Below are 25,579 nucleotides of genomic sequence, written 5' to 3' on the forward strand. Positions count from 1 at the left end.
GGACGCGAGGGAGGGGGACCGTCCCGTCCCCGCCGTCACTCCCAGCGGAAGAAGCGGGCCGCGGCGGCCAGGCCGGCCACCGCCCACACCGTGAGGACGGCCAGGTTCCCCCACGGCATCCCGGCGCCGTCGCGCAGCACGTCCCGCAGCCCGTCGGAGAGCGCGGAGATCGGCAGCCACTCCAGCACCCCGCGCACCGGGGCGGGGAACCTCTCCAGCGGTACGACCACCCCGCCGCCGACCAGCAGCAGGACGAAGACGAGGTTGGCCGCGGCCAGCGTCGCCTCGGCCCGGAGCGTCCCGGCCATCAGCAGTCCGAGCCCCGAGAAGGCGGCCGTCCCGGCGATCAGCAGCAGCGCCACGGCCGCCGGGCCGCCCCGCGGCGACCAGCCCAGCGCGAGGGCGACCGAGGTCAGCAGCACCACCTGCAGCGCCTCGGTGACCAGCACCGCGCACGTCTTGGCGGTCATCAGCCCCCACCGCGGCAGCGGCGAGGCGCCCAGCCGCTTGAGCACGCCGTAGCGCCGCTCGAAACCGGTGGAGATGGCCTGGCCGGTGAAGGCGGTGGAGAGCACGGCCAGCGCCAGCACGCCCGGCGCCAGGAAGTCCACGCGCTCGCCGCCGCCGGCGTCCGCGAGGTTCACGATGTCCACGGAGCTGAACAGCACCAGCAGCAGCGTCGGGATGACGACCGTCAGCAGCAACTGCTCGCCGTGGCGCAGCAGCAGCCGCGTCTCCAGCGCGGCCTGCGCGGCGATCATCCTCGGGAGCGGTGCGGCACCCGGCCGGGGGGCGTAGGTGCCCCGCCCGGCCGTTTCCGCGCCCCCGGCCGTCCTCGCGTTCACGACCTCAGCTCCTTGCCCGTCAGTTCCAGGAAGACGTCCTCCAGGGTGCGCCGTCCGACCGAGATCCGCTCCGGCATCACCCCGTTCTGCGCGCACCAGGACGTCACCGTGGCCAGGAGCTGGGGATCGACGGTGCCGGTCAGCCGGTACGTGCCCGGGGTCAGCTCGACGACGGCGGTGTCGGTGGGCAGCGCCGTGAGCAGCGAGCGCAGGTCGAGCCCGGGGCGGCCGGTGAAGCGCAGCGTGTTCTCGGCGCCGCCCCGGCACAGCTCCTCGGGGCTGCCCCGGGCGATCACCCGGCCCTCGTCGATGATCGCGACGTCGTCGGCCAGTTCCTCGGCCTCGTCCATGAAGTGCGTGCTCAGCACCACCGTCACACCGTCCGCGCGCAGCTCCCGCACCAGGTCCCAGGCGGCCCGGCGGGCCTGTGGGTCCAGGCCGGCGGTCGGTTCGTCGAGGAAGACCAGCTCCGGCCGTCCCACGACGGCCATGGCCAGGGCGAGGCGCTGCTGCTGCCCGCCCGACAGCCGCCGGTAGGGGGTGCGGCCGCAGCCGTCCAGGCCCAGCCGCTCCAGCAGCGCGCCGACGTCCAGCGGATGGGCGTGCAGCGCGGCCATGTGGCGGAGCATCTCCGCGGCGCGGACGGTGGGGTAGACCCCGCCGCTCTGGAGCATCACCCCGATCCGGGGGCGCAGGGCGGCCGCGTCGGCGACCGGGTCGAGGCCCAGGACGCGGACGGTGCCCGCGTCGGGGCGGCGGTAGCCCTCGCAGGTCTCGATGGTGGTGGTCTTCCCGGCCCCGTTGGGGCCGAGCACCGCGGTCACGGTGCCGCGCCCGACGGCGAGGTCCAGTCCGTTCACCGCGGTCCGCCGCCCGTACCGCTTCACCAGCCCTGTGACCTCGACGGCCACCGTGTCTCGCATACGGGCGAGTCTAGGAGCCCGGGACGCCGCCGCGGTCCAGGGGCCGTACGGAGGTCGCGCCGGGACCGTGGGTAAGGCATGCCTTACGTGACGCATCCCATTCGGGCCGTCCGGGGCGCGGCTTGCCCGGCTCCTTTGAATTACGCAACAATAGCGTTGTGAAAAACGTGCGCCCGGCGGGACGGCTCCCCGGCCCCGGCGGAACGGCGACGGCATGGAGTGAGGAGGCGCGAACGGTCATGGCGGCCCAGCACGGCACCGGCAACGCCCGCGTCCCCGCGCCCTCCGCGCCGGAGGAGCAGCACGGCACCCGCAACCGGGTCGCGCGTTCCATACTCGACCACGGCCCGTCCACCGCGGCCGAACTGGCCCAGCGCCTGGAGCTGACCCAGGCGGCGGTCCGCCGCCACCTCGACGCCCTCGTCGCCGAGGGCGTCGTGGAGCCCCGCGAGAAGCGGGTCTACGGTTCGCGCGGCCGGGGCCGCCCCGCCAAGGTCTTCACGCTCACCGACCGCGGCCGGAGCGCGTTCGACCAGGCCTACGACCAGCTCGCCGTCGACGCCCTGCGCTGGATCGCGCAGGCCGCGGGCGGCGGCGAGAAGGGCAGGGCCGCGGTGGCGGCCTTCGCCCGGGCCCGGGTCGCCGCCCAGGCCGAGCGGTACCGGGCGGAACTGGAGCGGGCCGCTCCCGAGGACCGGGCCAGGGTGCTGGCCGAGGCCCTGTCCAGGGACGGGTACGCTGCCACTGCGCGCAGCGCACCCGCCTCCAGCGGCGAGCAGCTCTGTCAGCACCACTGCCCGGTGGCCCACGCCGCCGAACAGTTCCCGCAGCTGTGCGAGGCGGAGACCGAGGTCTTCTCCCGCCTGCTCGGCACCCACGTGCAGCGTCTGGCCACCATCGCCCACGGCGACGGCGTGTGCACGACGTTCATCCCCGGGACCGTCCCCGGAGCCACCCCCAAGACCACCACAGCATCTGCAAGCACAGCCGGGAGGAACCCCGCATGACTCTCCCCACGGAGACTGCCCACCCTGAGCTGGAGGGCCTGGGCAAGTACGAGTACGGCTGGGCCGACCCGGACGCCGCCGGCGCCTCGGCCAAGCGCGGCCTCTCCGAGGAGGTCGTCCGCGACATCTCGGCCAAGAAGTCCGAGCCGGAGTGGATGCTGAAGCTCCGTCTGAAGGGCCTGAAGCTCTTTCAGAAGAAGCCCATGCCGAACTGGGGCTCGGACCTGAGCGGCATCGACTTCGACAACATCAAGTACTTCGTGCGGTCCACCGAGAAGCAGGCCCGGTCCTGGGACGAGCTGCCGGAGGACATCAAGAACACCTACGACAAGCTGGGCATCCCCGAGGCGGAGAAGCAGCGCCTGGTCGCCGGCGTGGCCGCCCAGTACGAGTCCGAGGTGGTCTACCACCAGATCCGCGAGGACCTGGAGAAGCAGGGCGTCATCTTCCTGGACACCGACACCGCGCTCAAGGAGCACCCGGAGCTGTTCCAGGAGTACTTCGGGACCGTCATCCCGGCCGGCGACAACAAGTTCGCCGCGCTGAACACCGCGGTGTGGTCCGGCGGTTCGTTCATCTACGTGCCCAAGGGCGTGCACGTGGACATCCCGCTCCAGGCCTACTTCCGGATCAACACCGAGAACATGGGCCAGTTCGAGCGGACGCTGATCATCGTGGACGAGGACGCCTACGTCCACTACGTCGAGGGCTGCACCGCGCCGATCTACCAGTCGGACTCGCTGCACTCCGCGGTCGTGGAGATCATCGTCAAGAAGGGCGCCCGCTGCCGCTACACGACCATCCAGAACTGGTCGAACAACGTCTACAACCTGGTCACCAAGCGCGCCGTGGCCTACGAGGGCGCGACCATGGAGTGGGTCGACGGCAACATCGGCTCCAAGGTGACCATGAAGTACCCGGCGGTGTACCTGATGGGTGAGCACGCCAAGGGCGAGACCCTGTCCATCGCCTTCGCGGGCGAGGGCCAGCACCAGGACGCCGGCGCCAAGATGGTGCACATGGCGCCCAACACCTCGTCCAACATCGTCTCCAAGTCGGTGGCGCGGGGCGGCGGCCGCACCTCCTACCGCGGCCTGATCGAGATCGCCGAGGGCGCCGAGGGCTCCAAGTCCAACGTGCTGTGCGACGCGCTGCTGGTGGACACCGTCTCCCGCTCGGACACCTACCCGTACGTCGACGTCCGCGAGGACGACGTGACCATGGGCCACGAGGCGACGGTCTCCAAGGTCAGCGACGACCAGTTGTTCTACCTGATGAGCCGCGGCCTGTCCGAGGACGAGGCGATGGCCATGATCGTGCGCGGCTTCGTCGAGCCGATCGCCAAGGAGCTCCCGATGGAGTACGCGCTGGAGCTGAACCGGCTGATCGAGCTGCAGATGGAGGGCGCGGTCGGCTGACCCGGCCCGCCGCAGCCCCCGTCCCGGGGGCCACCCCGTGACCGTGAGCGAGCCGAAGGGGGCACCGCCGCCGCGGGCGACGGGACCGAGCGACCGGAGCACCGCAGGTGCGTACGACGGAGCGCGGGTCCACCGGCGCCGGCGGCGGAACAGGGCCCCCGGAGGCGAGCGGACACAGACGACAGAGAGCGAGCAACACGACAGCCATGGCTGAGGCTCAGAACATTCCGGCGGGGGCCACCACCTCCGGATCGATCGCGGTGGCCGCCGAGTCCACCGTCGCCACCCGGATGAGCGCGCCGCCGTCCTACGAGGTGGCGGACTTCCCGGTCCCGCACGGCCGTGAGGAGGAGTGGCGCTTCACTCCGCTGGAGCGGCTGCGGGGCCTGCACGACGGCACCGCCACCGCCGACGGCGGCGTCAAGGTCGAGGTCTCCGCGCCCGAGGGCGTGACGGTCGAGACCGTCGGCCGCGACGACCCCCGGCTGGGCCGGGCGGGCAAGCCGGTCGACCGGGTCGCGGCACAGGCCTACAGCTCCTTCGAGAAGGCCTCGGTCGTCACCGTGCCCAAGGAGACCGTGCTCGGTGAGCCGATCCGGGTCGGCGTCCACGGCCAGGGCGGCGTCTCCTTCGGGCACACCGTCTTCGAGCTGGGGGCCTTCGCCGAGGCCGTCGTCGTCATCGACCACACCGGCGACGGCGTGCGCGCCGCCAACGTCGAGTACGTGCTCGGCGACGGCGCCAAGCTGACGGTCGTCTCCATCCAGGACTGGGACGACACGGCCGTGCACTGCGCCCAGCACAACGCGCTGGTCGGCCGCGACGCCACCTTCAAGTCCGTGGTGGTCACCTTCGGCGGCGACCTGGTGCGCCTCCACCCCCGCGTCACCTACGCGGGCCCGGGCGGCGAGGCCGAGCTGTACGGCCTGTACTTCACCGACAACGGCCAGCACCAGGAGCACCGGCTCTTCGTCGACCACGGGACGCCGAACTGCCGCAGCAACGTCGTCTACAAGGGCGCCCTCCAGGGCGAGGACGCGCACGCGGTGTGGATCGGCGACGTGGTGATCCGCGCCTCGGCCACCGGCACCGACACCTACGAGCTCAACCGCAACCTCGTGCTCACCGACGGCGCGCGGGTGGACTCGGTCCCCAACCTGGAGATCGAGACCGGTGAGATCGTGGGCGCCGGCCACGCCTCGGCCACCGGCCGCTTCGACGACGAGCAGCTCTTCTACCTGATGGCGCGCGGCATCCCCGAGCAGGACGCCCGCCGCCTGGTGGTGCGCGGCTTCTTCGCCGAACTGGTCCAGCAGATCGGCCTGCCCGACCTCCAGGACCGCCTGATCGCCAAGATCGAGGAGGAGCTGGAGGAGTCCGTCGCATGAGCACCGCGGAAGGCACAGCGGGCACGGAGGGCTTCGTCCGCGTCGCCACGCTCGGCGAGCTGGAGGAGGACACCCCCCGCCGGGTGGAGGTCGGCGGCACGCCGGTCTCCCTCGTCCGCACCGAGGGCGAGGTCTTCGCGATCCACGACATCTGCTCGCACGCCAACGTCTCCCTGTCCGAGGGCGAGGTGGAGGACTGCCAGATCGAGTGCTGGCTGCACGGCTCCAGCTTCGACCTGCGCACCGGCAAGCCCTCCGGTCCGCCCGCCACGCGTCCCGTCCCCGTATACCCCGTCAAGATCGAAGGAGACGGCCCCGACGCGGCTGTGCTCGTCTCCGTCACCCAGGAGTCCTGAAGCCCCATGGCAACGCTTGAGATCCACGACCTGCACGTCTCCGTCGAGGCCGAGAACGGCCCCCGGGAGATCCTGCGCGGCGTCGACCTGACCGTGAAGCAGGGCGAGACGCACGCGATCATGGGCCCCAACGGCTCCGGCAAGTCCACCCTCGCCTACTCGCTGGCGGGCCACCCCAAGTACACCGTCACCGGCGGCACCGTCACCCTGGACGGCGAGGACGTCCTGGAGATGACGGTCGACGAGCGCGCCCGCGCCGGCGTCTTCCTCGCCATGCAGTACCCGGTCGAGGTCCCGGGCGTGTCCGTCTCCAACTTCCTGCGCACCGCCGCCACCGCCATCCGCGGCGAGGCCCCCAAGCTGCGCACCTGGGTGAAGGAGGTCAAGGAGGCCATGGAGCGGCTGTCCATCGACCCCGCCTTCGCCGAGCGGAACGTCAACGAGGGCTTCTCCGGCGGTGAGAAGAAGCGCCACGAGATCCTCCAGCTCGAACTGCTCAAGCCGAAGATCGCGATCCTCGACGAGACCGACTCCGGCCTGGACGTGGACGCCCTGCGCATCGTCTCCGAGGGCGTCAACCGCGTCCGCGAGACCGGCGAGGTCGGCACCCTGCTGATCACCCACTACACGCGCATCCTGCGCTACATCAAGCCCGATCACGTCCACGTCTTCGCGGGCGGCCGGATCGCCGAGTCCGGCGGCCCGGAGCTGGCGGACAAGCTGGAGGAAGAGGGCTACGAGGCCTACGTGAAGGGCGGCCAGGCCGCGTGAACGAGGCGCGCGGGGCCACGGCCACCGACCACCCCGCCCGGTCCCGCCGGGCGGGTGACCGCAGCATTCCCCCGGCCCTGCGGCCGGGGGACATCCCCGGCCGCCGAAGCGGCGGGGCGAACGGAGGAACAAGGGCGTGACACAGCTGCCGGGCCTTCTCGACACAGAGGCGATCCGCAAGGACTTCCCCCTCCTGGACCGCACGGTCCACGACGGGAAGAAGATCGTGTACCTGGACAACGCGGCGACCTCCCAGAAGCCGAACCAGGTGCTCGACGCGCTGAGCGACTACTACGTGCGGCACAACGCCAACGTCCACCGCGGTGTGCACGTGCTCGCCGAGGAGGCCACGGCGCTGTACGAGGGGGCGCGCGACAAGATCGCCGCCTTCATCAACGCCCCGAGCCGCGACGAGGTGGTCTTCACCAAGAACGCCTCGGAGTCGCTCAACCTCGTGGCGAACATGCTCGGCTGGGCCGACGAGCCGTACCGCGTGGACGATCGCACCGAGATCGTCATCACGGAGATGGAGCACCACTCCAACATCGTGCCGTGGCAGCTCCTCGCGCAGCGCACGGGCGCGAAGCTGAAGTGGTTCGGCCTGACCGACGACGGGCGCCTGGACCTGTCGAACATCGACCAGCTCATCACCGAGCGGACCAAGGTCGTCTCGTTCGTGCTGGTCTCCAACATCCTGGGCACGCTCAACCCGGTCGAGACGATCGTCCGCCGCGCCCAGGAGGTCGGCGCCCTGGTGGTCGTCGACGCCTCGCAGGCCGCCCCGCATATGCCGCTGGACGTGCAGGCGCTCCAGGCCGACTTCGTGGCCTTCACCGGCCACAAGATGTGCGGCCCGACCGGCATCGGCGTGCTGTGGGGACGGCAGGAGCTGCTGGAGGACCTGCCGCCGTTCCTCGGCGGCGGCGAGATGATCGAGACCGTCTCGATGCACTCCTCCACCTACGCCCCCGCGCCGCACAAGTTCGAGGCGGGCACCCCGCCGATCGCCCAGGCCGTCGGGCTGGGCGCCGCCGTGGACTACCTCACCTCGATCGGTATGGACCGCATCGCGGCCCATGAGCACGCGATCACCGAGTACGCGGTCGGCAGGCTGCAGGAGGTCCCCGGACTGAAGATCATCGGCCCGACCACGGCCGAGGACCGCGGCGCCGCGATCTCCTTCACGCTCGGTGACATCCACCCCCACGACGTGGGGCAGGTGCTCGACGAACAGGGCATCGCGGTCCGGGTCGGCCACCACTGCGCGCGGCCGGTCTGCCTGCGGTACGGAATTCCCGCGACCACGCGAGCGTCGTTCTATCTGTACTCCACTCCCGCCGAGGTCGACGCCCTGGTGGAGGGGCTGGAGCACGTGCGGAACTTCTTCGGTTGACGTTCCGCGACCCGTGACGGACGACTGCAGCGGCTGAAGGTGACTCGTGAAGCTTGACTCCATGTACCAGGACGTGATCCTGGACCACTACAAGCACCCGCACGGACGGGGGCTCCGCGACGGTGACGCCGAGGTGCACCACGTCAACCCGACGTGCGGCGACGAGGTCACGCTGCGGGTGAAACTGGACGGCTCCACCATCGCGGACGTCAGCTACGAGGGGCAGGGCTGTTCCATCAGCCAGGCCAGCGCCTCGGTGCTGAACGAGCTGCTGGTCGGCAAGGAGCTGGACGAGGCGCGCAGGATCCAGGAGACCTTCCTGGAGCTGATGCAGTCCAAGGGCCGGATCCAGCCGGACGACGCCATGGAGGAGATCCTGGAGGACGCGGTCGCGTTCGCGGGGGTCTCGAAGTACCCGGCACGCGTGAAGTGTGCCCTGCTGAGCTGGATGGCATGGAAGGACGCCACCGCCCAGGCGCTGGGCGGCGGCTCCACCGACGAGAAGGTCGAGGAGAAGACCGCATGAGCGAGACCCCGACCACGACGAAGCCGGTGAGCGAGGACGAGGTCCGCGAGGCGCTGTACGACGTGGTGGACCCCGAGCTGGGCATCGACGTCGTCAACCTGGGGCTGGTCTACGGCATCCACATCGACGACTCCAACGTCGTCACCCTGGACATGACCCTGACGTCCGCGGCCTGCCCCCTGACCGACGTGATCGAGGACCAGGCCAGGTCGGCGACCGAGGGCCTGGTCAGCGACCTGAGGATCAACTGGGTCTGGATGCCCCCGTGGGGCCCGGACAAGATCACCGACGAGGGCCGCGAGCAGCTCCGCGCCCTGGGCTTCAACGTCTGAGACGCCGGTGACCGGAGGCCGTCCGAGGTAATTCGAGGCGATCGAAGCGGTCACGCACACGGCCCGGGCCCGTCGGCACACGCCGGCGGGCCCGGGCCGCTGCACGCCACGGCCGGCCGTCCCGGCTACCGCCCGCGCCACCACCGCGCCAGGGAACTCCACCAGCGCCCCGTGGACCGGTCTGCTCCGTCCGCCCCGTCCGTGGACCCGGTCCCCCCGGGCACGGGCGCCGGCGCGGACGGCAGAGGCGACGACGGGACCGGCTCCGCGTCCCGTCCGCGGTCCTCGGAGGGCCGCTGTGCGGGGGCGATCGGCGGGAAGCGCACCGGCAGGGAGACCAGGCCCCGGTTGAAGGGCCCCTGCCGCCACTCCAGCTCCTCCACCCCGACGGCCAGCTCGATGTCGGGGATGCGGTCGAGGAGCTTCTCCACGGCGACCGCGGCGATCAGCCGTGCGGAGCCCTTCGCCGCGCAGGTGTGCGGACCCACGCCCCACGTGATGTGGGCCCGGTTGCCGACCCGGCGGTCGCTGACCAGGGTCGGGTCGTTGTTCACGGCGGTGAAACTGATCAGGATGGGCTCGCCCTCGCGCAGGAGGGTCCCGTCGAGTTCCACGTCGTGGATCGGGTAGTGGATGGCGTAGTTGGCCATGGGCGGGTCGGTCCACAGCACCTCGTCGAGCGCGTCCTCGACGGGCATGCTGCCGCCCGCCAGATCGCCCGCGAACCGGTCGTCGGACAGCAGCAGCCGCAGGCCGTTGCAGATCAGGTTCTGCTCGGGCTCGGTGCCCGCGCCCAGCAGCAGCACCAACTGGTGGATCATCTCCTCGTCGGTCAGCCCGCTGGGGTGGGCCATCATCCAGGACGTCACGTCCGGCCCCGGCTGCCTCCGCTTGAGCGCGACCAGCTCGGCGACGGCCTCGGTGAGCAGGGCGTTCGCCTTCTCGGAGTCGGCGTTGGCGTCGAAGATCCCCGCCATGCCACGGACCATCTTGTCGCCGATGTCGGCCGGGCAGCCGAAGAGCTGCTCGAAGACCAGCAGCGGCAGCACGGCACCGTACTCGCCGAGCAGATCGGCCTCCCCCCGGGGACCGAACCGGTCGATGAGGGTGTCGGCGCTGCGCTCCACGTAGCTCCGCAGCGCGTTGGGGTCCACGCGGCCGAGGCTGTCGGTGATGACGCGGCGCAGGCGGCTGTGCTCCTCGCCGTCGGTCCACAGGGCGTTCGGCCGGTACATCATCATCGGCACGACCGGGCTGTTCGCCGGGACCCTCCCCTCGGCCAGCGCCTTCCACCGGCGCGGGTCCTTGGAGAACCGCTCCGGGCTGCGCAGCACCTCCAGGGCGGTCTCGTACCCGAGCACCACCCAGGCGTCGACGCCGGGAGCTATCTCCACGGGCGCGACGGAGCCGTGGGCGCGCAGGCGCGTGAAGGTCGCCATGGGATCGGCGGCGAACTCCGGGCCGTACATGCGCTCGGCGGCCCGGAGGCCGGTACGGCCGGGTGTGTCCGTGCCGCCGGCGACGGCGGCGTGCGCCGGACAGCCCGGCGGCGGCACGGCGTCCGACACGGGTCGGGATGTGGTCATCGCTGCTCCTGAAGGGTGCGGGTCTGGAGGTACTCGACGAGGGCGATCAGCGCCTTGGACGAGGACTCGGTGTCGCGCGCGTCACAGGTGACCAGAGGGGTCTCCGGGAGCAGGTCGAGGGCCTCGCGGACCTCCTCCTCGGGGAAGACCGGCGCGCCGTCGAACTGGTTGACGGCGACCGCGTACGGCATCCCGTGCTCCTCCAGCACGCTCATGATGTCGAAGGACTGGTCGAGCCGCCGGGTGTCCGCCAGCACCAGCGCGCCGAGGGCGCCCTGCATCATGTCCTTCCACAGCCGCATGAAGCGCTTCTGCCCGGGGGCGCCGAACAGGTACAGCACCAGCGAGTCGCTGAGCGTGAGGCGGCCGAAGTCCATGGCGACGGTGGTCGTGGTCTTGTCGGGGACCCCGGCCAGGTCGTCGATCATCTCGCCGGCCTGCGTCATGATCTCCTCGGTGCGCAGCGGCCGGATCTCGGAGAGCGAGCCGACGAACGTGGTCTTGCCGACGGCGAAGTGCCCCACGATCAGGATCTTGACCGCGGTGGTGACCGTGTCCGCGACATAGACCCGATCAGAAACGGGCGCGGAGCCCATCGAGTACCTCCTGCAGGAGTTGGGCGTCGGGCAGTTGTGCCTTGGGGATGGGGGGCCGGACGGTGATGTGGCCGCTGTCGATGAGGTCGCTGAGCAGCACCTTGGTGACGCTCGTGGCCAGACCGAGGTGCCCCGCGACCTCGGCGACCGACAGCGCCCCTCCCCGGCACAGTTCCATGACGCGGCGCTTCTCCGGGTTCAGACCGCTCAGGGGGCGGCTGCTCACCGCGGTCACCAGCGTCACGAGATCCAGTACGTTGCGCGTCGGATGGGCCCGGCCGTCCGTGATGACGTACGGCCGTACCAGCCCTCGCTCACGCCGGGGACGGGGCGGAGTCATGCGGTACCGGACGCGGAGTCCTGCCGGGGCGGAGTGGTCAGCTCCTTGCCCAGCCGGTCGACCAGCTTGTGCATGCTGTAGGTGACCGCCTCCATGTCGACGTTCTGGCCGGCGGAGACCGCCAGGTAGGCGCCCGCGCCGGCGGCCACCAGGAAGACGTATCCGTCGACGAACTCCACGAGCGTCTGCTGCCAGGGCGAGGACTCGTTCCCGCAGAACTCGGCGGTGCTGCGGCTGATGGACTGCAGGCCGGACAGGGCCGCGGCCTGCCGCTCGGCCTCGTCGCGCCGGATGCCCTGGGAGTGGGCGCGGAGCATGCCGTCCGCGGAGAGCAGGATGGCGTGGCGGGCTTCCGGCACCTTCAGGACCTCGTCGAGCATCCATCCCAGCTCGTTGGTCATGTGGCCGTTCATTCCTGGGGGTTCCCTTCACTGTCCGGGGATGCGCCGCGGCCCGAGCGGGTGCCGCGGGCGAAAGCGCTCATGCGTGAGGCGGTTTCGGTGGCCGGGCGGACCAGCGCGGGGCCGGAGCCGGCCGGGACCGTGCCGTCGGCGGACGGGTGGGGCCGGGGCTCGCGCCGGCGGCGCTTGGGCAGGCCCCCCGCCGTGGACTCCCGTACCGCCGCCGGGGAGGAGGCCGGGGCGGGTGACGCCGGAGGGGAGGAGGGCTCGGCGGCCGGCCGGGGAAGGGCGGGTGCCTCCGGGGAGGCCGGCCCGTCCGCGGCGTCCCCGGAGGGGCCGGTGCCGGACGACGCGGCCGGGACGGGCTCCGGGGCGGGCTCCAGCGCGGTCGGCACGTCCGGCACGTCCGGCACGTCCGGTACGTCCGGCACGTCCGGCGCCCCGGTCTCCCGGACGGCGGTGGCCGGCTCGGCGGGACGCTGCTGTTCCAGGAGCGCGTTGGGCAGGAAGAGGACGGCCCGCACACCGCCGTAGGGGGACCGCGTGTCGACGGAGACGCTGAAGCCGTACCGGGCGGCGAGCACGCCGATGACGGCGAAGCCGAACTGCGGCGGGTCGCCGAGCCGGTTGATGTCGATGTCCTCCCGGCCGGACAGGCGCCGGGTGGCCTCCTCGACCTCGCGTGCGTCCATGCCGATGCCCGCGTCGTCGATGACGATGCTGACACCGTTGTGCGCGGGCCGGATGTCGACCTCGACGGCGGTGTTCGGCTGGGAGTGCCGCGCCGCGTTGTCCAGCAGCTCGGCGACCGCGAGGACCACCGGCTCGACGGCCCGGCTCACCACGTCCATGTCGACCTCGGAGTGGACCTTGACGCGCCGGTAGTCCCGGATCCGCGACGTGGCTCCGCGGACGACGTCGACCAGCGGCGAGGCGACGCGCTGCCGCCCCGGCCACGAACCGCAGAGCACGGCGATGGCCTGCGCCCTCCGGCCGAACTGGGCGTTGGCGTGGTCGATCTCCAGCAGGTCGCGGAGCACGTCGGGGTTGTCGTGCCGGTCCTGCATGTCCGAGATCGACACCTGCTGCTCGTTCGCCAGGGCCTGAAGGGCGCGCACCGCGCCCTTCAGCGCGGCCTTCGCCGACTGGTCGGCGCGGGACCGCGCGGCCTCGGCGGCGCCGGTGAACATCCCGATGACCTTCTCCAGGTTCGCCCCGTACGCCGTCGTGGCGAGCTCCGCGTCGAGCGGGCCGGGCACGGACGCGTCGCCGTGGGGCGCCTCGACCAGTGCGGGGAGCCGGGCCTCGACGAGATGCCGGACCTCCTCCTCACGGGCGCGCAGCGCGGCTTCGGAACGCGTCAGGCGACGGCGCAGGCGGGCGCTGATCCGGCTCTGACGCACCAGCAGCACAACCGCGGGAACGGTTGTGGCAAGGCACCAGAACACCGCCTCTGGTATGTGTTGAGTCATCAGATCCTCAGGCAGGAAAGAGCGGACGCCAGGCCCGGGCGGGAACGCGACATGCGGGAGTGGCCGGCTCTGGCGATCCGTCGGATTCCGATCGACCTGGATCGACATACCGGGCACGACGCTGGTGATGCCAGAGCCCACCCACGTCCGCTACGGGCGCTGGAATGCCAGATCATCCTAGGGTCGGCCACATGCTTCAAGCGTCCGGAGGTCACCAATCCGGGCTTGTGACCCCGCTCTTCGCCGGTCCGTCACGTCCTCTTCACATATGGGCGGCAATCGGCGCGCCGGGCGGTCCGGGCGCGTCCCCCGACGGCTCGGCCCGCGCCCGCTCCGCGCCGGCCGGCGGCACACCCGCGGCGGTGACCGGACGATCCGGGCGCACCGCGCGCCCCGCACTCCGGGGCTCCCCGGGGCCTCCGGGGCTCCCCGGGCCGGAGGGAGGCGCCCGGCGGGACCGCCCCGCGGGGCCGCCCGCGTCCGGCCGCGAGCACGCGGCGGGCCCCGGCGCGCACGGGCGTCCGGCCGGCGGACCGGTTCGCGTTCGCGGAGCGCGTCCGGTTAGCGTTTGACCATGACCGAAGCACCCGCACCCTCCCCCCGCAGGACCGGCGCCGTCGCCGCCGGGCTGGCCACCATCGCCGCCGACGGAGGGGCCGTCCTCGACACCTGGTTCCCCGCGCCCGAGCTGACCGACGAGCCCGGCCCGGCCGGGACCGAGCGGCTGAGCGCCGAGCGCGCCGCCGAGCTGCTGGGCGACGCCGCGCCGCAGGCACTGGGTCCGGACCCGCTCCGCGGTGTCGAGGTCGTCGCGGTCCGTACGGTGATCTCCTCGCTGGAGGACAAGCCGCTGGACGCCCACGACGTCTACCTGCGGCTGCACCTGCTCAGCCACCGCCTGGTGAAGCCGCACGGCCAGAACCTCGACGGCATCTTCGGCCTGCTGGCCAATGTGGCCTGGACCAACCTCGGCCCCGTCCCCGTGGACCGGATCGAGCAGACCCGCCTCGCCGCCCGCGCCGCCGGCAAGCAGCTCACGGTCACCAGCGTCGACAAGTTCCCGCGGATGACCGACTACGTCATCCCCAAGGGCGTGCGCATCGGCGACGCCGACCGCGTGCGGCTGGGCGCCCACCTGGCCTCCGGCACCACCGTGATGCACGAGGGCTTCGTCAACTTCAACGCCGGGACGCTGGGCACCTCCATGGTCGAGGGCCGGATCAGCGCGGGCGTCGTCGTGGACGACGGCTCCGACATCGGCGGCGGCGCCTCGATCATGGGCACCCTCTCCGGCGGCGGCAAGCAGACCATCTCCATCGGCAAGCGCTGCCTGCTGGGTGCCGAGGCGGGCCTCGGCATCTCGCTCGGCGACGACTGCATCGTGGAGGCGGGCCTGTACCTGACGGCGGGCACCCGGGTCACCCTGCCCGACGGCCAGGTCGTCAAGGCCCTGGAGCTGTCCGGCGCGAGCAACCTCCTCTTCCGCCGCAACTCCACCACCGGCACCGTCGAGGCCCTGCAGCGCTCCGGCACCTGGGGCGGCCTCAACGAGGCGCTCCACAGCCACAACTGACCCCGGCCGCCCGGGCCGTGGCCCTCCGGCCCGCCACCCGTCCCGGGCGGCGGGCCCGCTACCCTTTCCGGCCATGGGTGATCTCGTGACCGGAATGCGGTACCTGGGCCGGGGCCAGAAGTGGGTCCTTCGCAACGGGCGGTGGTTCGGCTTCGGGCTGCTGCCCGCGCTGATCACCCTCGTGCTGTACGCGGCGGCCCTGACCGCCCTCGCCTTCTGGTCCGACGACCTGGTGGCCTGGGCCACGCCGTTCGCCGACGACTGGGGCTCGCCCTGGGCCGGGCTGCTGCGCGGCACCCTCACCGCGCTGCTGTTCGCCTCGGGCCTGCTGCTGGCGGTGCTCACCTTCACCGCCGCCACCCTGCTGATCGGCGACCCCTTCTACGAGTCGCTGTCGGAGAAGGTGGAGGAGTCCGAGGGCGGGGCGCCCGAGGCCCCCGACCGCCCGCTGTGGCGCGAGGTGTGGATCGCGCTGCGGGACAACGTCCACGTGCTGCTGCGGGCCGCCGGCTTCGCCGTGCTGCTGTTCGCGCTCGGCTTCGTCCCCGTCGTCGGCCAGACCGTCGTCCCGGTGCTCGGCTTCGCCGTCTCCGGCTTCTTCCTCACCGTGGAGCTGACCTCGGTCGCCCTGCAGCGCCGCGACGTCCCCGTCCGGGAGCGGCTGCGGCTGCTGCGCGGGCGCAAGGCCCTCGCGCTCGGCTTCGGGGTGCCGCTGGTGCTGTGCTTCCTGGTGCCGCTGGCCGCGGTCTTCCTGATGCCGGGCGCGGTCGCGGGCGCCACCCTCCTGGTCCGGGACCTGGTGGGCGGCCCCGGGAGCGGGAGCAGGAGCGGGGACGGAGGCGGCGGCCAGGACCCGGCCCGGGCCCAGGCGCCGGACCCGCGGGAGACGCGGACTACCCCAGGACCCGCCTGAGGGCGTCGGCCAGCCGCGCCGTCAGCGCCGCGTCCGCCGGGAGCAGCGGCGGGCGCACCGGGCCGCCCGGCAGCCCCGCCGCGGCGAACAGCGCCTTGACGGCGACCGTGCCGGGCACCTTCGACGTCATCGCGTCGACGAGCGGGACGAGGGCCAGGTGGCGCCGGGTGGCCTCGGCGTGGTCGCCGGCGTCGAAGGCGTCCAGCACGCCGCGCACGGCGGGACCGGCCACGTTGGCGACCGTGCTGACGCAGCCGTGGGCGCCGATCGCGCGCAGCGGCAGGTTCAGCTCGTCGCGGCCGGAGTAGCAGGCCAGAGCGGTGGAGCCCAGCACCTTCGCCGTCTTCATCAGATCACCGGCGCAGTCCTCGACCGCGCGGATGCGCGGGTGTTCCGCGAGCCGCGCCAGCGTTCCGGCGGTCAGCGCAGTGCCCTCGCCGGTGCGGGCGGGGACGTCGTGGAGCATCACCGGCAGGGCGGTGGCGTCGGCGACCGCGGCCAGGTGGCGGGCGATGGCCTCCTGGGTGGGGCGGGAGTAGTACGGCGTGACGACCAGCAGGCCGTGGGCGCCCGCCCGCTCGGCGGCCCGGGCCAGCTCCACCGAGTGCCGGGTGTCGGCGGAGCCGACGCCCGCGACGATCCGGGCCCGGTCGCCGACGGCCTCCGCCACGGCCCGTACCAGCGTGGTCTTCTCCTCGTCGGAGGTGGTCGGGGACTCGCCGGCGATGCCGTTCAGCACCAGCGCGTCACAGCCGCCCCGGTCCACCAGGTGGGTGGCGAGCCGCTGTGCGCCCGGAAGGTCCAGGGCGCCCGCGGAGGTGAACGGGGTGATCATGGCGGCGGCGACGCGGCCGAAGGGGGAGTCGGACATGCCGGGAGTCTGGTCCACGGCGGCGCGCCGGGTCCACCCGGACTCCGCGGGCGCGCCTCCCCGGGGCCCCGGCCGGCACGCCGCGCTCCCGCGGGGGCGCGGCGTGCGGACTCGGCGGGCGTGTGCGGGCGTCAGGGGCGGAAGCGGATCACCTGGGGGTCGTGGTCGCTGGCCTGGTCGGCGAACTCCGCGTTGACGTGCACGATGTCGTAGTCGAAGCGGCGGATCGCGGGGGAGACCAGGGTCTGGTCCAGCACCTGGGAGTTGCCGTCGTAGACGTAGGTGTAGCGCTCGGACGCCGGCAGCGAGAGCACCGCGCTGCGCAGCGCTCCGCCCGCGGTCAGCTCGCGGGCGGTGGCGGAGAACTCGAAGTCGTTGATGTCGCCGAGGACCACGACGCGGGCCCTCCCGTCCACCGCCAGCACCTGCCGCACGAAGTGGTTGACCACCTTCGCCTGCGCCACGCGCCGGGTCTCGGAGGGGCGGCCGGGCGGCTGGACGGCCGCGTGCAGGGACTGGTCGCCGCCCTTGGAGGCGAAGTGGTTGGCGATCACGACGACCGTCCTGCCGCGGAAGCGGAACTCGCCGGCCAGCGGCTTGCGGCTGTCCTCCCAGGCGGTGTCGTCCGGCGCGACGCGGCCGGGGGAGTGGGTCAGCGCCGCCCGGCCGCGCTCGCGCCGGACGCCGACCGCGGTGGTGGCGTCGCCGCCGGGCCGGTCCACGAAGGACACCCGCCGGGGGTTGAAGAGGAGGACGTTGCGGATGTTGCCGCCGGGCTGGCCGCCGTCGGCGTCGTCGACCGGGTCCACGGAGCGCCAGTCGTAGCGCGGGCCGCCCGCGGCCACGACGGCCTCGACGAACCTGGCGACCGTCTCGCCGGCGGTCACCACCTCGTCGTTCCGGGGCCCGTTGTCGTCCTGGATCTCCTCCAGGGCGAGGATGTCGGGGGAGGCGAGGTTGTCCACCACGCCCCGGGCCAGCCGGTCGAACTTCTCCTGCTCGTTGCCCGGGTGGAGGTTCTCCACGTTGTAGGTGGCGACGGCCAGTTCGCCGCGGTGCTGCCGGCGGGTGCGCTCCCGCTCCAGGCCCCGGTCCTCCACCGTTCCCAGTTCGCGGGCGACCAGGTGGTAGCCGCCGTACTGGTCGTAGTCCAGCGGCCCGGTCGTCGCGCCCGCGAGCACGTCGCCGGTGTTCGCGGCGGGGAAGGGCCGTTCGGCCGGCGGCACCGGCGACTCGACCTTGAGGCGGCCGGGGTTCTGCTGGTCGTAGCCGCCGTAGACCGTGCCGCCGCGCCGCGTCGGGCGCTCCCCGGGCTCGACGGTCACCCACAGTTCGGCGTGCTCGGTGCTGGGGCCGACCACACGGGCGTCGCGGACCTGGACGTCCATGCCCTCCAGCGACTCGTACAGGTCCAGCGCGTAGGTGCCGGGCCGCAGCGGGAGCCCCTCGATGCTCCCCGCCGCGGCCGGGTCGCCCTCGGGGGCGTACGCCCCGGGGACGGAGGCGGAGTCCAGGACGACGGGGTCGGGAAGGGCGTTGCCGGAGGAGACCACCGTCACCGCGGGGCGGGATATCTGAGTGACCGTCTGGTTGCCGGAGGAGTTCCCGCCCGGGCGGTACTCGCCGACCGTGCCCGAGACCCGCACCAGGTCGCCGACGGCCACCGTGGGGACCGAGCCGGTGTAGACGAAGAGGCCCTCGCTGGTGGCCGGATCGCCGTCGGGCGCGGTGTCCTGGATCCAGAAGCCCCGCGAGCCGTGGGTGCGGACGCCGGTGACGACGCCGGGCACCTCCGTGACGTGCTCGCCGTCGAGGGGCGAGATGCGGGTGCCGCCCTGGATGTCGTGGACGCGGACCGCGTCCGCCCCGGTCCCGGCCGCCCGGTCCGCCGCGGAGGCGGGGACGGCCAGCAGGGTCGAGGTCAGCGCGGCGACGGTGAGTGCGGCGGTGCGGGCCGGGGATCTGCTCAAGGGGTTCCTCCGGGACGGTGCGGGAGAGCCGGGACGCCGGGGCGCCGGGACGGGAGGGAGACGGAAAAGCGGGAGAGGGAAGGGGGGAGGGGGAAGGCGGGAGGGGGACGGTGCCGGTCCTGCGGGCGGCACCGGTCGCACTGGTGGTACTGGTCGTACTGTGCGATCTGTGCGATTTCTACGCGCGTAACGTGCCGTCCCGGCCGGGTACTTGTCAAGGAGGGGCGACTGTACGGGACTGGAAGATCCGGTGAACCGGACGGCGGCGGCGGAAGCGGTCTACGCTGGGGCAGCGTCGTGCCCGCACGCCCACCGAGGAGCCCCCTCAGATGACCGGTGCCGCCCGTCCCACCGCGCCCCCCGTACGGCTGCCCGCCGACGCCGAACTGGCGCGGGACGCCCTCGCCTCGCCGCTGCTGTCCCGCGCCGCGAGGCTCGCGCGCTGGGCGGGGGAGCGGACCCGGGTGGCCGCCGGGGGCGGGCTGCCCGCCGACCGGCTGGCGGAGGCCGCCGCCCACCTCGGCCTCGGCGCCGACGGGGACGGCCCGGCGCACGCCGCGCGGGCGTGGGACCTGGCCGTCGACACCGGCCTGCTGGAGGTCGTCGAGGACGGCGGCGGGGACGGTGACGGGAGCGACACGGTCACCCCCGGAGCGGAACTGGCCCTGCTCACCCGGGGCGGTCCCGCCGACGTGCTGGAGATCTGGCAGGGCGGACTGGAGACGGTGCTCGCCGACGCCGCCGCGTCCGGCCTCGGGGAGGAGGCCGGTCCCGACGACTTCGGCCCCGACGGGCTCCCCTGGAACCTCGAGGAGGAGGCCGGCTTCCTCGACAGCGCCCTCGGCAACCTCTACGTCCTGACCGCCACCGATCCCGCCGTGACGGCCGGGGCGATGGTGCCGCTGCCGGTGCTCGCCGCCTCGATGGTCGTCCCCGAGGACATGAACCACCCCACCGACGCCGTCCTGGAGGACGTCTCGGTGCTGATGGTGAAGCTGGACGAGCAGTTCCGGCTGCTGGAGCCGACCGGGGCCATCGCCTACCGGCCCGTGGACACCGCCCTGATCGAGGAGGTGGACGCGGGAGCCTCCGACGGCCCGGACGGCCCGGACGGCCCGGGCGAGCCGGACGACGCCGGCGACCTGGGCGGGATCGCCGAGGAGGACGTGGCCCGCTACGGCATGGTGCGGCTCACCCCGCTCGGCCTGTACGGCGTGCGGCGACGGATGCTGGAGGCGGGCGTCACCGCCCCCGTCGTGGGGGACCTCGCCGGGGAGGACGCCCGGGCCCTGCTGGCCGCGCTGCCCGGCCACGGCGAGGAGGCCGCCCGGTCGGAGGTCGAGCTGTGGCTCGCCCGGCGCACCCCCCTGGACGCCGCCCGCGAACTCCTCGCCGCGGCCCGGGGCGACGACGAGGCGGCGCCGCGCCGCCGGCTGGCCTGCCAGCAGGCCCTCTCCCTGGTCGGCGCGGAGGCCGAGCCGGCCCTGCGCGAGGTCCTCGACGACGGCCACCTGGGCGGACTGGCCCGGGTCTGGCTCTCCGAACGCGGCTTCGCGGACGTCCCGGCGCCGTCCGAGGAGATGGTGTTCTGGCTCACCGTGGACACCCTGGCCGCGCAACTGGCGGCCGAGGGCGGCGGGGACGGGTCGGCGGAACTGCGCGACCTGGTGCGCGGCCTGGTCGACCAGCACAGCGGCTTCTTCGACAAGGCGTGGCGCGTGGACCACCCGGCCACCGGGGAGGTGCTGGAGGCGATGAGCCGCGTGCACCCCGACCGGAAGGCGGCGAAGGACGCCCGCAAGGCGGCGTACAGGGCGAGGTCGCGCGGCTGAGCGGCCCGGTTCGGGCCGCGTTCAACTCGTGTTCGCCGGAGGGCGGGATCGTGTACGGCATCGTGCAGAGCCGACGGGAGAGACGATGCCGACCAGCAGCCCAGTCAGCCGCGGGGATCTCACCAGACGTTCCGTCGTCGCCGGCGCCGGGATCGCCCTCACGGGCAGCGCGGGCTTCCTGGCCGCCCGGGGCGCGTCCGGCGCCGAGGAGCGCGGGCGGTACGCGGAGCACGGGGAGCACGGCGGGGAGGGGCGCGGCGGTGCGCCGGGCCACGGCCCGCTGCTGCCCGACCCGGACGGGGTGCTCGCCCTGCCCGCGGGCTTCACCTACCGCGTCCTGACCCGCAGCGGCGTCACCCGTCTGGAGAGCGGCGAGTACACCCCCGCCAAGCACGACGGCACCGCGGCCTTCGACGGACCGCGCGGCACGACGCTGCTGGTCAACAACCACGAGCTGAAAGGGCCCCGGAGCGACTGGGAGCACCCCGTGCCGCTCGCCGAGGGCCTGGTCTACGATCCGGCCGCCGCGGGCGGCTGCACGGTCGTGGAGGTCTCCAGGGAGGGGGAGAAGCTCGCCGAACGGGTCGGCATCGCCGGCACCTCCACCAACTGCGCGGGCGGGGTGACCCCCTGGGGCACCTGGCTGACCTGCGAGGAGAACTCCGACCGGGCCGGCGAGAACGGCATGACCCGGGACCACGGCTACGTCTTCGAGGTCGATCCCCTCGACCACCGGGCCAACCGCGACCCCCGGCCGATCAAGGCGCTGGGCCGCTTCGACCACGAGGCCGTCGTGGTGGACCCGCGGCGCGGCCACCTGTACCTGACGGAGGACGACTCCGAGCCCAACGGCCTGCTGTTCCGCTGGACGCCGCCGCGGGGCTTCCGGCACGGGCGCGGGCGACTGCGCTCGCTCGCCGACGACGCCGGCACCCTCCAGGCGTTCCGCTGCTTCGACTCCGGCGGCCGGTTCGTCGACGACCTCTCCCGCGCGGTGAAGCCCGGCACGGTCTACGGCGTGGACTGGGTGGACGTGCCCGACCGCGACGCGCGGGAGGTGCCCGTCCGGCGGCAGTTCACCGGGAGCGAGGTCACCCGCGCCCGCAAGCTGGAGGGCATGTGGTGGGCCGACGGGGGCGCGTACGTGGTGGCCTCCTACGCCCGCGAGGAGGACAGCCCCGGACGGCCCCACGACGGCCAGGTGTGGTTCTACGACCCCCGCCGCCGCACCCTCACCCTCAGACTGCGCTTCGGCCGGAACCGGGACCCGCTGGCCGGGGACGGCGCGGACGGTCCGGACAACATCACGGTCTCGCCGTACGGCGGCGTGATCATCGCCGAGGACGGCGACGGGCTCCAGCACCTGATGGGCGCCGACGATCGCGGGCGGACCTATCCGATCGCGCGCAACGAGGTGAACATCGGCACCGGGGAGGAGCCGGAGTACGGCGAGTTCGCCGGGGTCTGCTTCTCGGGCGACGGCAGGACGCTGTTCGCCTCCATCCAGGAGCCGGGCATCCTGCTGGCGATCACCGGTCCCTGGCGGCGCCACTGAGCGGGCCTCCGCATCGAGGTGCCGCATCGGGGCGCCGCCGCACGCCCGCGTGCGGGGGATGCGCGGGGCGGGCGGCGCTCCGACGCGGAGCGGCCCGCGGGGGAGAACTCCCGCGGGCCGCTTTGTCATGCGCCCTCCGGGGGCGCGGCGTTCAGGCGGCGGTGATCATTCCGTCCCGCGCGGCCTCCCGCCACAGGGCCCGCAGCCGGTCCAGCTCCGCCAGTTCCGTCAGCGTCCACGGACGGTCCCCGTGGGCGCGTACGAAGGCGCGGAGCGCCTCGTTCGCCTCGGCGGAGGTCTGGCGCTGGGGGCGGGGGGATCCTTGCTCGGGAGTGGTGGACATGGGACCAGCGTAGGGGCTGGGTATGACAACGGCAGGTCCCGCTGCTTTCCCTTCCCCCGTGTCGTTCAAACCTCAATTGCTCCCTACATAACCGACATAGCCGTTGACCTGCGAACACGCCCTTCCGACCGGTGGGTGGGGAGCGCGGTCGCCTGCGACCGGTGCGACGGATATCACTCCGCGGAACCGCCGTGGCGCGCCGTCGGCGCCCCCGCGCGGACCCCTCACCAGCCCTTCACCGGTCCCTCACCGGCCCTCCGCCGCGCCCGCGGCGCCTACAGGGCCGCCCCGCCCGGCTTGACCATGCCGCGGACCGTGCGGGAGTCGACGTAGTCGCCCAGCGCCGTCATCTCCCACTCGCCCGAGAACTGCCGGATCAGTTTGCACATCAGCACGCCCGTGTGCGGCTCGGAGCCGGTCAGGTCGAAGCGGACCAGCTCCTCGCCGGTGGTGGCGTCCAGCAGGCGGCAGTACGCCTTGGCGACCTCGGTGAAGCGCTGCCCGGAGAAGGAGTTGACCGTGAAGACCAGGCCCGTCACCTGGGGCGGCAGACCGCCCAGGTGGACGGTGATGGTCTCGTCGTCGCCCGAGCCCTCGCCGGTGAGGTTGTCGCCGGAGTGCTGGACCGCCCCGTTCAGGATGGAGAGCTTGCCGAAGTAGCAGTAGTCGATCTTCTTGCGCTGGGGGTCGTAGGCGATGACCGATGCGTCGAGGTCGACGTCCTTGCCGCGGAAGGCGGGCTCCCAGCCCAGACCCATCCGCACCGAACCCAGCAGCGGCTTGCCGCCCTTGACCAGGGAGACGGTCTGGTGCTTGCGCAGGTCCACCCGGCCCTTGTCCAGGTTGATCTTCCCGCCGGCGGGGGCGGGCGCCGCGGCAGGGGCCGCCGGGGCCGGGGCGGGCGGAGCGGAGGGCGCCGGGGTCGCGGTGGGCGGGGCGGAAGGCGCCGCGGCGGGCGCGGCGGGCTCCTCCGCCACCGTCACGCCGAAGTCCGTGGCGATGCCGGCCAGCCCGTCGGCGTACCCCTGGCCGACCGCCCGCACCTTCCACGCGCCGCCCCGGCGGTAGATCTCGACGATCACGAGCGCGGTCTCCGGCCCCAGCCGGGGCGGGGTGAAGGTGGCCACCACCGCGCCGCTCGCGGCGTCCCGGACGGTCGCGGTGGGCTCGGTGCCGGCGAAGGTCGCGCCCGGGGCGTCGAGGCTGGCCGTCACCACCACCTTCTCGACGTCGGCGGGCACCGCCGCGGTGTCCACGGTGATCGTGTCGGCGCCGCCGGAGGAACTGTGGGTCACCCCCGGCCCGGACGGCTGGTTGTAGAAGACGAAGTCGTCGTCGGAGCGCACCCTGCCGTCGGCGCCGAGCAGCAGGCCCGACACGTCGAGCCGTACCGGGGCGGTGACGTCCACCGCCACGCGCGCCGCGGTCAGGGGGAGGTTCGAGCCGGGAGTCATTGCAGTCATGGTCCGGATAACGGACAGCGGCGCTTTGCGGTTCCATTACCTTCGGCGCGTACGGCCCCGGCGCGCGGCCGTACGCCGGCGGCCCCGGCGCACCGAGCGGCGAACGCCGTTCACGCATGCGATCGGCCCTGAGGCTTCACCCCTCCCGTCGGGGCCGCCGAACCGCTCCCGGCCTGGCCGGGCGGCAGAAGCGGAACGCCCGGTGGGGTTCACAAGGGTGCACGTCAGGCATCACCATGAACGGATGCCCGGCTGCGGAGCGGCGGACGGCCCTGCCCGTCGCCGTACCGGCGCCCGCTCCACCCCCGTCCGTCCCGCCCGGCCGTCTCCGCAGCCGCCGCACCGTCCGCCAGCCTCCGCCGAGCAAGGAGCTACCGATGCGCGCCTCCGCCTTCGTCTACCCCTGGGACGTCGTCGGCGACCCGGACGCCGCCCGCCGGCTCGCCGACCTGGGCGTCCGCCAGGTCACCCTCGCCTCCGCCTACCACTCCACCCGGGCGCTCACCCCGCGCCACCCGCGCCACCGGATCGTCACCGCCCGGCACTCCGCCGTCTACTACCCGCTGGACCCGGCCCGTTGGGAGGGCCGGGAACTGCGCCCGTACGCGCAGGGGTGGACCGGCGGCGACGACCCGTTCGGCGAGGCCGCCGCCGCGCTCGCCGAGGCCGGCCTGGAGGTGCACTCCTGGGTGATCCTCGCCCACAACGCCCGGCTGGGCGCCGAGCACCCCCGCACCTGCGTCCGCAACGCCTACGGCGACCGCTACCCCTGGGCGCCCTGCATCGCCCAGGAGGAGGTGCGCGGCTACGCCGTCCGTCTGGCCGCCGAGGCCGCCGTGCGTCCCGGCGCCCGCGGTACGGAGCTGGAGTCCTGCGGCTGGTACGGCCTGGGGCACCTGAGCGCCCACGACAAGATCGGCGGGGTGCGGCTCGGCGGCGCCGGCCAGTACCTGATGTCGCTGTGCTTCTGCCCGGCCTGCGAGGCGGGGTACGCCTCCTCGGGCGCCGATCCCGAGCGGCTGCGGCGCGCCGTCACCACCGCTCTGGAGCCGCTGTGGACCGGGGAGCGCGCGGACGCCGCCCGGGGGCGCGAGGAGGAGTGGGCCGGGGTCGAGAAGCTGCTGGGAGCCGACCTGGCCAGGGCGGCGGCGGGCTGGCGCGACCAGGTAGCGAGCGCTTTCCGGAGCGCGGTCGTGGAGGCCGTGCGGGAGGAGGCCCGGAGCCGGCGGGCGGAGGGTTTCCGGGTGCTGCTGCACGCCGATCCCGCCCCCCACCGCTGCGGCGCCAACGTCGGTGTGGACCCGGCCGGCGTACTGGAGCAGGCCGACGGGGTGGTGCTGCCGTGCACCGGGGACGACGCCGAGCGGACCGCGGTGCTCGCGCCCTTCCTGCCGCACCGCACGCCCTCCACCGTGCTCGCCGCCAACCTCACGGTGGTGTCGGGAATGGGAGGAAAACCGGAGGAACTGGCCGAGAATGCCGCGCACGCCCGGGAGTCGGGTGCAACCGAACTGCGCCTCTACCACGCCGGGCTGGCCTCCGACGCGGACCTGGCGGCGGTCCGCGCCGCGCTGGCCCGGCTGGGCTGAGGTCCGGGCCGGGGCTCGGCCGGGCCCCGCCGGACCGCTGCCGGCCCCGTGGGCCCGCTGTCCGGCCGCCGCTCCCGGCAGCGTCCGGACAGCGCCGCGTGACCGGCGACCCGTCG

The 25,579-nt window shown here is 73.5% G+C and carries 24 protein-coding genes; 13 read left to right on the forward strand and 11 right to left on the reverse strand.

All coding sequences use genetic code 11. The annotated features are described in order from the left end of the window. Positions 1-35: 35 nt before the first annotated feature. Both VE546_RS22330 and VE546_RS22335 read right to left on the reverse strand, forming a co-directional pair. Positions 36-761 (reverse strand): ABC transporter permease, encoded by a 726-nt coding sequence (locus VE546_RS22330; RefSeq protein WP_324925224.1) that lies wholly within the window; start codon positions 759-761, stop codon positions 36-38. A gap of 80 nt (positions 762-841) precedes the next feature. Beyond that, entirely contained in the window at positions 842-1,768 is a 927-nt protein-coding gene (locus VE546_RS22335) for an ABC transporter ATP-binding protein (RefSeq protein ID WP_324925146.1), read from the reverse strand. A gap of 239 nt (positions 1,769-2,007) precedes the next feature. Between VE546_RS22335 and VE546_RS22340 the strand changes: the two genes are divergently transcribed. From VE546_RS22340 to VE546_RS22375, 8 genes are all read left to right on the forward strand, one after another. Then, positions 2,008-2,775, forward strand: coding sequence for a helix-turn-helix transcriptional regulator (locus tag VE546_RS22340; protein ID WP_324925148.1), 768 nt, complete (start codon positions 2,008-2,010; stop codon positions 2,773-2,775). Further along, positions 2,772-4,193, forward strand: a complete 1,422-nt coding sequence (sufB, locus tag VE546_RS22345; protein ID WP_324925150.1) for a Fe-S cluster assembly protein SufB — start codon at positions 2,772-2,774, stop codon at positions 4,191-4,193. Before VE546_RS22340 ends, sufB begins: the two co-directional genes overlap by 4 nt. Positions 4,194-4,399: 206 nt before the next feature. Next, entirely contained in the window at positions 4,400-5,581 is a 1,182-nt protein-coding gene (gene sufD / locus VE546_RS22350; RefSeq protein WP_324925152.1) for a Fe-S cluster assembly protein SufD, read from the forward strand. Continuing rightward, positions 5,578-5,937 (forward strand): non-heme iron oxygenase ferredoxin subunit, encoded by a 360-nt coding sequence (locus tag VE546_RS22355; protein WP_324925154.1) that lies wholly within the window; start codon positions 5,578-5,580, stop codon positions 5,935-5,937. Before sufD ends, VE546_RS22355 begins: the two co-directional genes overlap by 4 nt. Positions 5,938-5,943: 6 nt before the next feature. Next, complete coding sequence (sufC, locus tag VE546_RS22360) at positions 5,944-6,708, forward strand: Fe-S cluster assembly ATPase SufC (protein ID WP_324925156.1); 765 nt, start codon at positions 5,944-5,946, stop codon at positions 6,706-6,708. 136 nt (positions 6,709-6,844) lie between these two features. Further along, on the forward strand, positions 6,845-8,101 hold the full coding sequence (locus VE546_RS22365) for a cysteine desulfurase (RefSeq protein WP_324925158.1): 1,257 nt from the start codon (positions 6,845-6,847) through the stop codon (positions 8,099-8,101). 46 nt (positions 8,102-8,147) lie between these two features. After that, on the forward strand, positions 8,148-8,627 hold the full coding sequence (gene sufU / locus VE546_RS22370; protein ID WP_324925160.1) for a Fe-S cluster assembly sulfur transfer protein SufU: 480 nt from the start codon (positions 8,148-8,150) through the stop codon (positions 8,625-8,627). Then, positions 8,624-8,959, forward strand: a complete 336-nt coding sequence (locus VE546_RS22375; protein ID WP_324925162.1) for a metal-sulfur cluster assembly factor — start codon at positions 8,624-8,626, stop codon at positions 8,957-8,959. The genes sufU and VE546_RS22375 overlap by 4 nt, the downstream gene beginning before the upstream one ends. A 125-nt stretch (positions 8,960-9,084) precedes the next feature. Here the strand turns inward: VE546_RS22375 and VE546_RS22380 are convergent, their stop codons facing one another. From VE546_RS22380 to VE546_RS22400, 5 genes are read right to left on the reverse strand one after another with little or no spacing between them, the layout of a single operon-like run. After that, on the reverse strand, positions 9,085-10,545 hold the full coding sequence (locus VE546_RS22380) for a cytochrome P450 (RefSeq protein ID WP_324925164.1): 1,461 nt from the start codon (positions 10,543-10,545) through the stop codon (positions 9,085-9,087). Further along, positions 10,542-11,141, reverse strand: a complete 600-nt coding sequence (locus VE546_RS22385; RefSeq protein WP_324925166.1) for a GTP-binding protein — start codon at positions 11,139-11,141, stop codon at positions 10,542-10,544. The genes VE546_RS22380 and VE546_RS22385 overlap by 4 nt, the downstream gene beginning before the upstream one ends. Further along, the gene (locus VE546_RS22390) at positions 11,119-11,481 is read right to left on the reverse strand and encodes a DUF742 domain-containing protein (RefSeq protein WP_324925168.1); all 363 of its coding nucleotides are present in this window, start codon (positions 11,479-11,481) and stop codon (positions 11,119-11,121) included. The genes VE546_RS22385 and VE546_RS22390 overlap by 23 nt, the downstream gene beginning before the upstream one ends. Then, positions 11,478-11,894 carry a roadblock/LC7 domain-containing protein gene (locus tag VE546_RS22395; RefSeq protein WP_324925170.1) on the reverse strand — a complete coding sequence of 139 codons (417 nt, stop codon included), beginning with the start codon at positions 11,892-11,894 and terminating at the stop codon, positions 11,478-11,480. The genes VE546_RS22390 and VE546_RS22395 overlap by 4 nt, the downstream gene beginning before the upstream one ends. Continuing rightward, a complete protein-coding gene (locus VE546_RS22400) occupies positions 11,891-13,354 on the reverse strand; it encodes an ATP-binding protein (protein WP_324925172.1) in 1,464 nt (487 codons plus the stop codon). The genes VE546_RS22395 and VE546_RS22400 overlap by 4 nt, the downstream gene beginning before the upstream one ends. 574 nt (positions 13,355-13,928) lie before the next feature. Here VE546_RS22400 and dapD point away from each other — a divergent pair. Together dapD and VE546_RS22410 are read left to right on the forward strand one after the other, a co-directional pair. Next, positions 13,929-14,927 carry a 2,3,4,5-tetrahydropyridine-2,6-dicarboxylate N-succinyltransferase gene (gene dapD / locus VE546_RS22405; RefSeq protein WP_324925175.1) on the forward strand — a complete coding sequence of 333 codons (999 nt, stop codon included), beginning with the start codon at positions 13,929-13,931 and terminating at the stop codon, positions 14,925-14,927. 73 nt (positions 14,928-15,000) lie between these two features. Further along, positions 15,001-15,840, forward strand: a complete 840-nt coding sequence (locus tag VE546_RS22410; protein ID WP_324925177.1) for an EI24 domain-containing protein — start codon at positions 15,001-15,003, stop codon at positions 15,838-15,840. On the opposite strand, the gene dapA is transcribed toward VE546_RS22410, so the two are convergent. Both dapA and VE546_RS22420 read right to left on the reverse strand, forming a co-directional pair. Then, a complete protein-coding gene (gene dapA / locus VE546_RS22415) occupies positions 15,821-16,711 on the reverse strand; it encodes a 4-hydroxy-tetrahydrodipicolinate synthase (RefSeq protein WP_324925178.1) in 891 nt (296 codons plus the stop codon). The two genes, VE546_RS22410 and dapA, sit on opposite strands and share 20 nt — an antisense overlap. Before the next feature lie 131 nt (positions 16,712-16,842). Beyond that, a complete protein-coding gene (locus tag VE546_RS22420) occupies positions 16,843-18,681 on the reverse strand; it encodes an endonuclease/exonuclease/phosphatase family protein (protein ID WP_324925180.1) in 1,839 nt (612 codons plus the stop codon). Positions 18,682-19,010: 329 nt separating this feature from the next. On the opposite strand from VE546_RS22420, the gene VE546_RS22425 reads away from it, so the two are divergent. Both VE546_RS22425 and VE546_RS22430 read left to right on the forward strand, forming a co-directional pair. Further along, positions 19,011-20,513 (forward strand): hypothetical protein, encoded by a 1,503-nt coding sequence (locus VE546_RS22425; protein WP_324925182.1) that lies wholly within the window; start codon positions 19,011-19,013, stop codon positions 20,511-20,513. Positions 20,514-20,598: 85 nt separating this feature from the next. Then, complete coding sequence (locus tag VE546_RS22430; protein ID WP_324925184.1) at positions 20,599-22,068, forward strand: alkaline phosphatase PhoX; 1,470 nt, start codon at positions 20,599-20,601, stop codon at positions 22,066-22,068. A 151-nt stretch (positions 22,069-22,219) separates the two neighbouring features. On the opposite strand, the gene VE546_RS22435 is transcribed toward VE546_RS22430, so the two are convergent. Continuing rightward, positions 22,220-22,411 carry a hypothetical protein gene (locus VE546_RS22435; RefSeq protein ID WP_324925186.1) on the reverse strand — a complete coding sequence of 64 codons (192 nt, stop codon included), beginning with the start codon at positions 22,409-22,411 and terminating at the stop codon, positions 22,220-22,222. A gap of 275 nt (positions 22,412-22,686) precedes the next feature. After that, entirely contained in the window at positions 22,687-23,865 is a 1,179-nt protein-coding gene (locus tag VE546_RS22440; RefSeq protein WP_324925188.1) for a TerD family protein, read from the reverse strand. Positions 23,866-24,251: 386 nt separating this feature from the next. Between VE546_RS22440 and VE546_RS22445 the strand changes: the two genes are divergently transcribed. Beyond that, a complete protein-coding gene (locus VE546_RS22445) occupies positions 24,252-25,463 on the forward strand; it encodes a hypothetical protein (RefSeq protein ID WP_324925190.1) in 1,212 nt (403 codons plus the stop codon). Positions 25,464-25,579: the final 116 nt, after the last annotated feature.

The organism is Streptomyces sp., from assembly GCF_035644915.1.
Taxonomy (GTDB): Bacteria; Actinomycetota; Actinomycetes; order Streptomycetales; family Streptomycetaceae; genus Streptomyces.

Excerpts from the sequence above, each read along its gene's own strand:
- VE546_RS22330 (WP_324925224.1), bottom strand. The coding sequence starts at position 761 with ATGATCGCCGCGCAGGCCGCGCTGGAGACGCGGCTGCTGCTGCGCCAC.
- VE546_RS22335 (WP_324925146.1), bottom strand. The coding sequence starts at position 1,768 with ATGCGAGACACGGTGGCCGTCGAGGTCACAGGGCTGGTGAAGCGGTAC.
- VE546_RS22340 (WP_324925148.1), top strand. The coding sequence starts at position 2,008 with ATGGCGGCCCAGCACGGCACCGGCAACGCCCGCGTCCCCGCGCCCTCC.
- sufB (WP_324925150.1), top strand. The coding sequence starts at position 2,772 with ATGACTCTCCCCACGGAGACTGCCCACCCTGAGCTGGAGGGCCTGGGC.
- sufD (WP_324925152.1), top strand. The coding sequence starts at position 4,400 with ATGGCTGAGGCTCAGAACATTCCGGCGGGGGCCACCACCTCCGGATCG.
- VE546_RS22355 (WP_324925154.1), top strand. The coding sequence starts at position 5,578 with ATGAGCACCGCGGAAGGCACAGCGGGCACGGAGGGCTTCGTCCGCGTC.
- sufC (WP_324925156.1), top strand. The coding sequence starts at position 5,944 with ATGGCAACGCTTGAGATCCACGACCTGCACGTCTCCGTCGAGGCCGAG.
- VE546_RS22375 (WP_324925162.1), top strand. The coding sequence starts at position 8,624 with ATGAGCGAGACCCCGACCACGACGAAGCCGGTGAGCGAGGACGAGGTC.
- VE546_RS22380 (WP_324925164.1), bottom strand. The coding sequence starts at position 10,545 with ATGACCACATCCCGACCCGTGTCGGACGCCGTGCCGCCGCCGGGCTGT.
- VE546_RS22385 (WP_324925166.1), bottom strand. The coding sequence starts at position 11,141 with ATGGGCTCCGCGCCCGTTTCTGATCGGGTCTATGTCGCGGACACGGTC.
- VE546_RS22390 (WP_324925168.1), bottom strand. The coding sequence starts at position 11,481 with ATGACTCCGCCCCGTCCCCGGCGTGAGCGAGGGCTGGTACGGCCGTAC.
- VE546_RS22395 (WP_324925170.1), bottom strand. The coding sequence starts at position 11,894 with ATGAACGGCCACATGACCAACGAGCTGGGATGGATGCTCGACGAGGTC.
- VE546_RS22400 (WP_324925172.1), bottom strand. The coding sequence starts at position 13,354 with ATGACTCAACACATACCAGAGGCGGTGTTCTGGTGCCTTGCCACAACC.
- dapD (WP_324925175.1), top strand. The coding sequence starts at position 13,929 with ATGACCGAAGCACCCGCACCCTCCCCCCGCAGGACCGGCGCCGTCGCC.
- VE546_RS22410 (WP_324925177.1), top strand. The coding sequence starts at position 15,001 with ATGGGTGATCTCGTGACCGGAATGCGGTACCTGGGCCGGGGCCAGAAG.
- dapA (WP_324925178.1), bottom strand. The coding sequence starts at position 16,711 with ATGTCCGACTCCCCCTTCGGCCGCGTCGCCGCCGCCATGATCACCCCG.
- VE546_RS22425 (WP_324925182.1), top strand. The coding sequence starts at position 19,011 with ATGACCGGTGCCGCCCGTCCCACCGCGCCCCCCGTACGGCTGCCCGCC.
- VE546_RS22430 (WP_324925184.1), top strand. The coding sequence starts at position 20,599 with ATGCCGACCAGCAGCCCAGTCAGCCGCGGGGATCTCACCAGACGTTCC.
- VE546_RS22435 (WP_324925186.1), bottom strand. The coding sequence starts at position 22,411 with ATGTCCACCACTCCCGAGCAAGGATCCCCCCGCCCCCAGCGCCAGACC.
- VE546_RS22440 (WP_324925188.1), bottom strand. The coding sequence starts at position 23,865 with ATGACTCCCGGCTCGAACCTCCCCCTGACCGCGGCGCGCGTGGCGGTG.
- VE546_RS22445 (WP_324925190.1), top strand. The coding sequence starts at position 24,252 with ATGCGCGCCTCCGCCTTCGTCTACCCCTGGGACGTCGTCGGCGACCCG.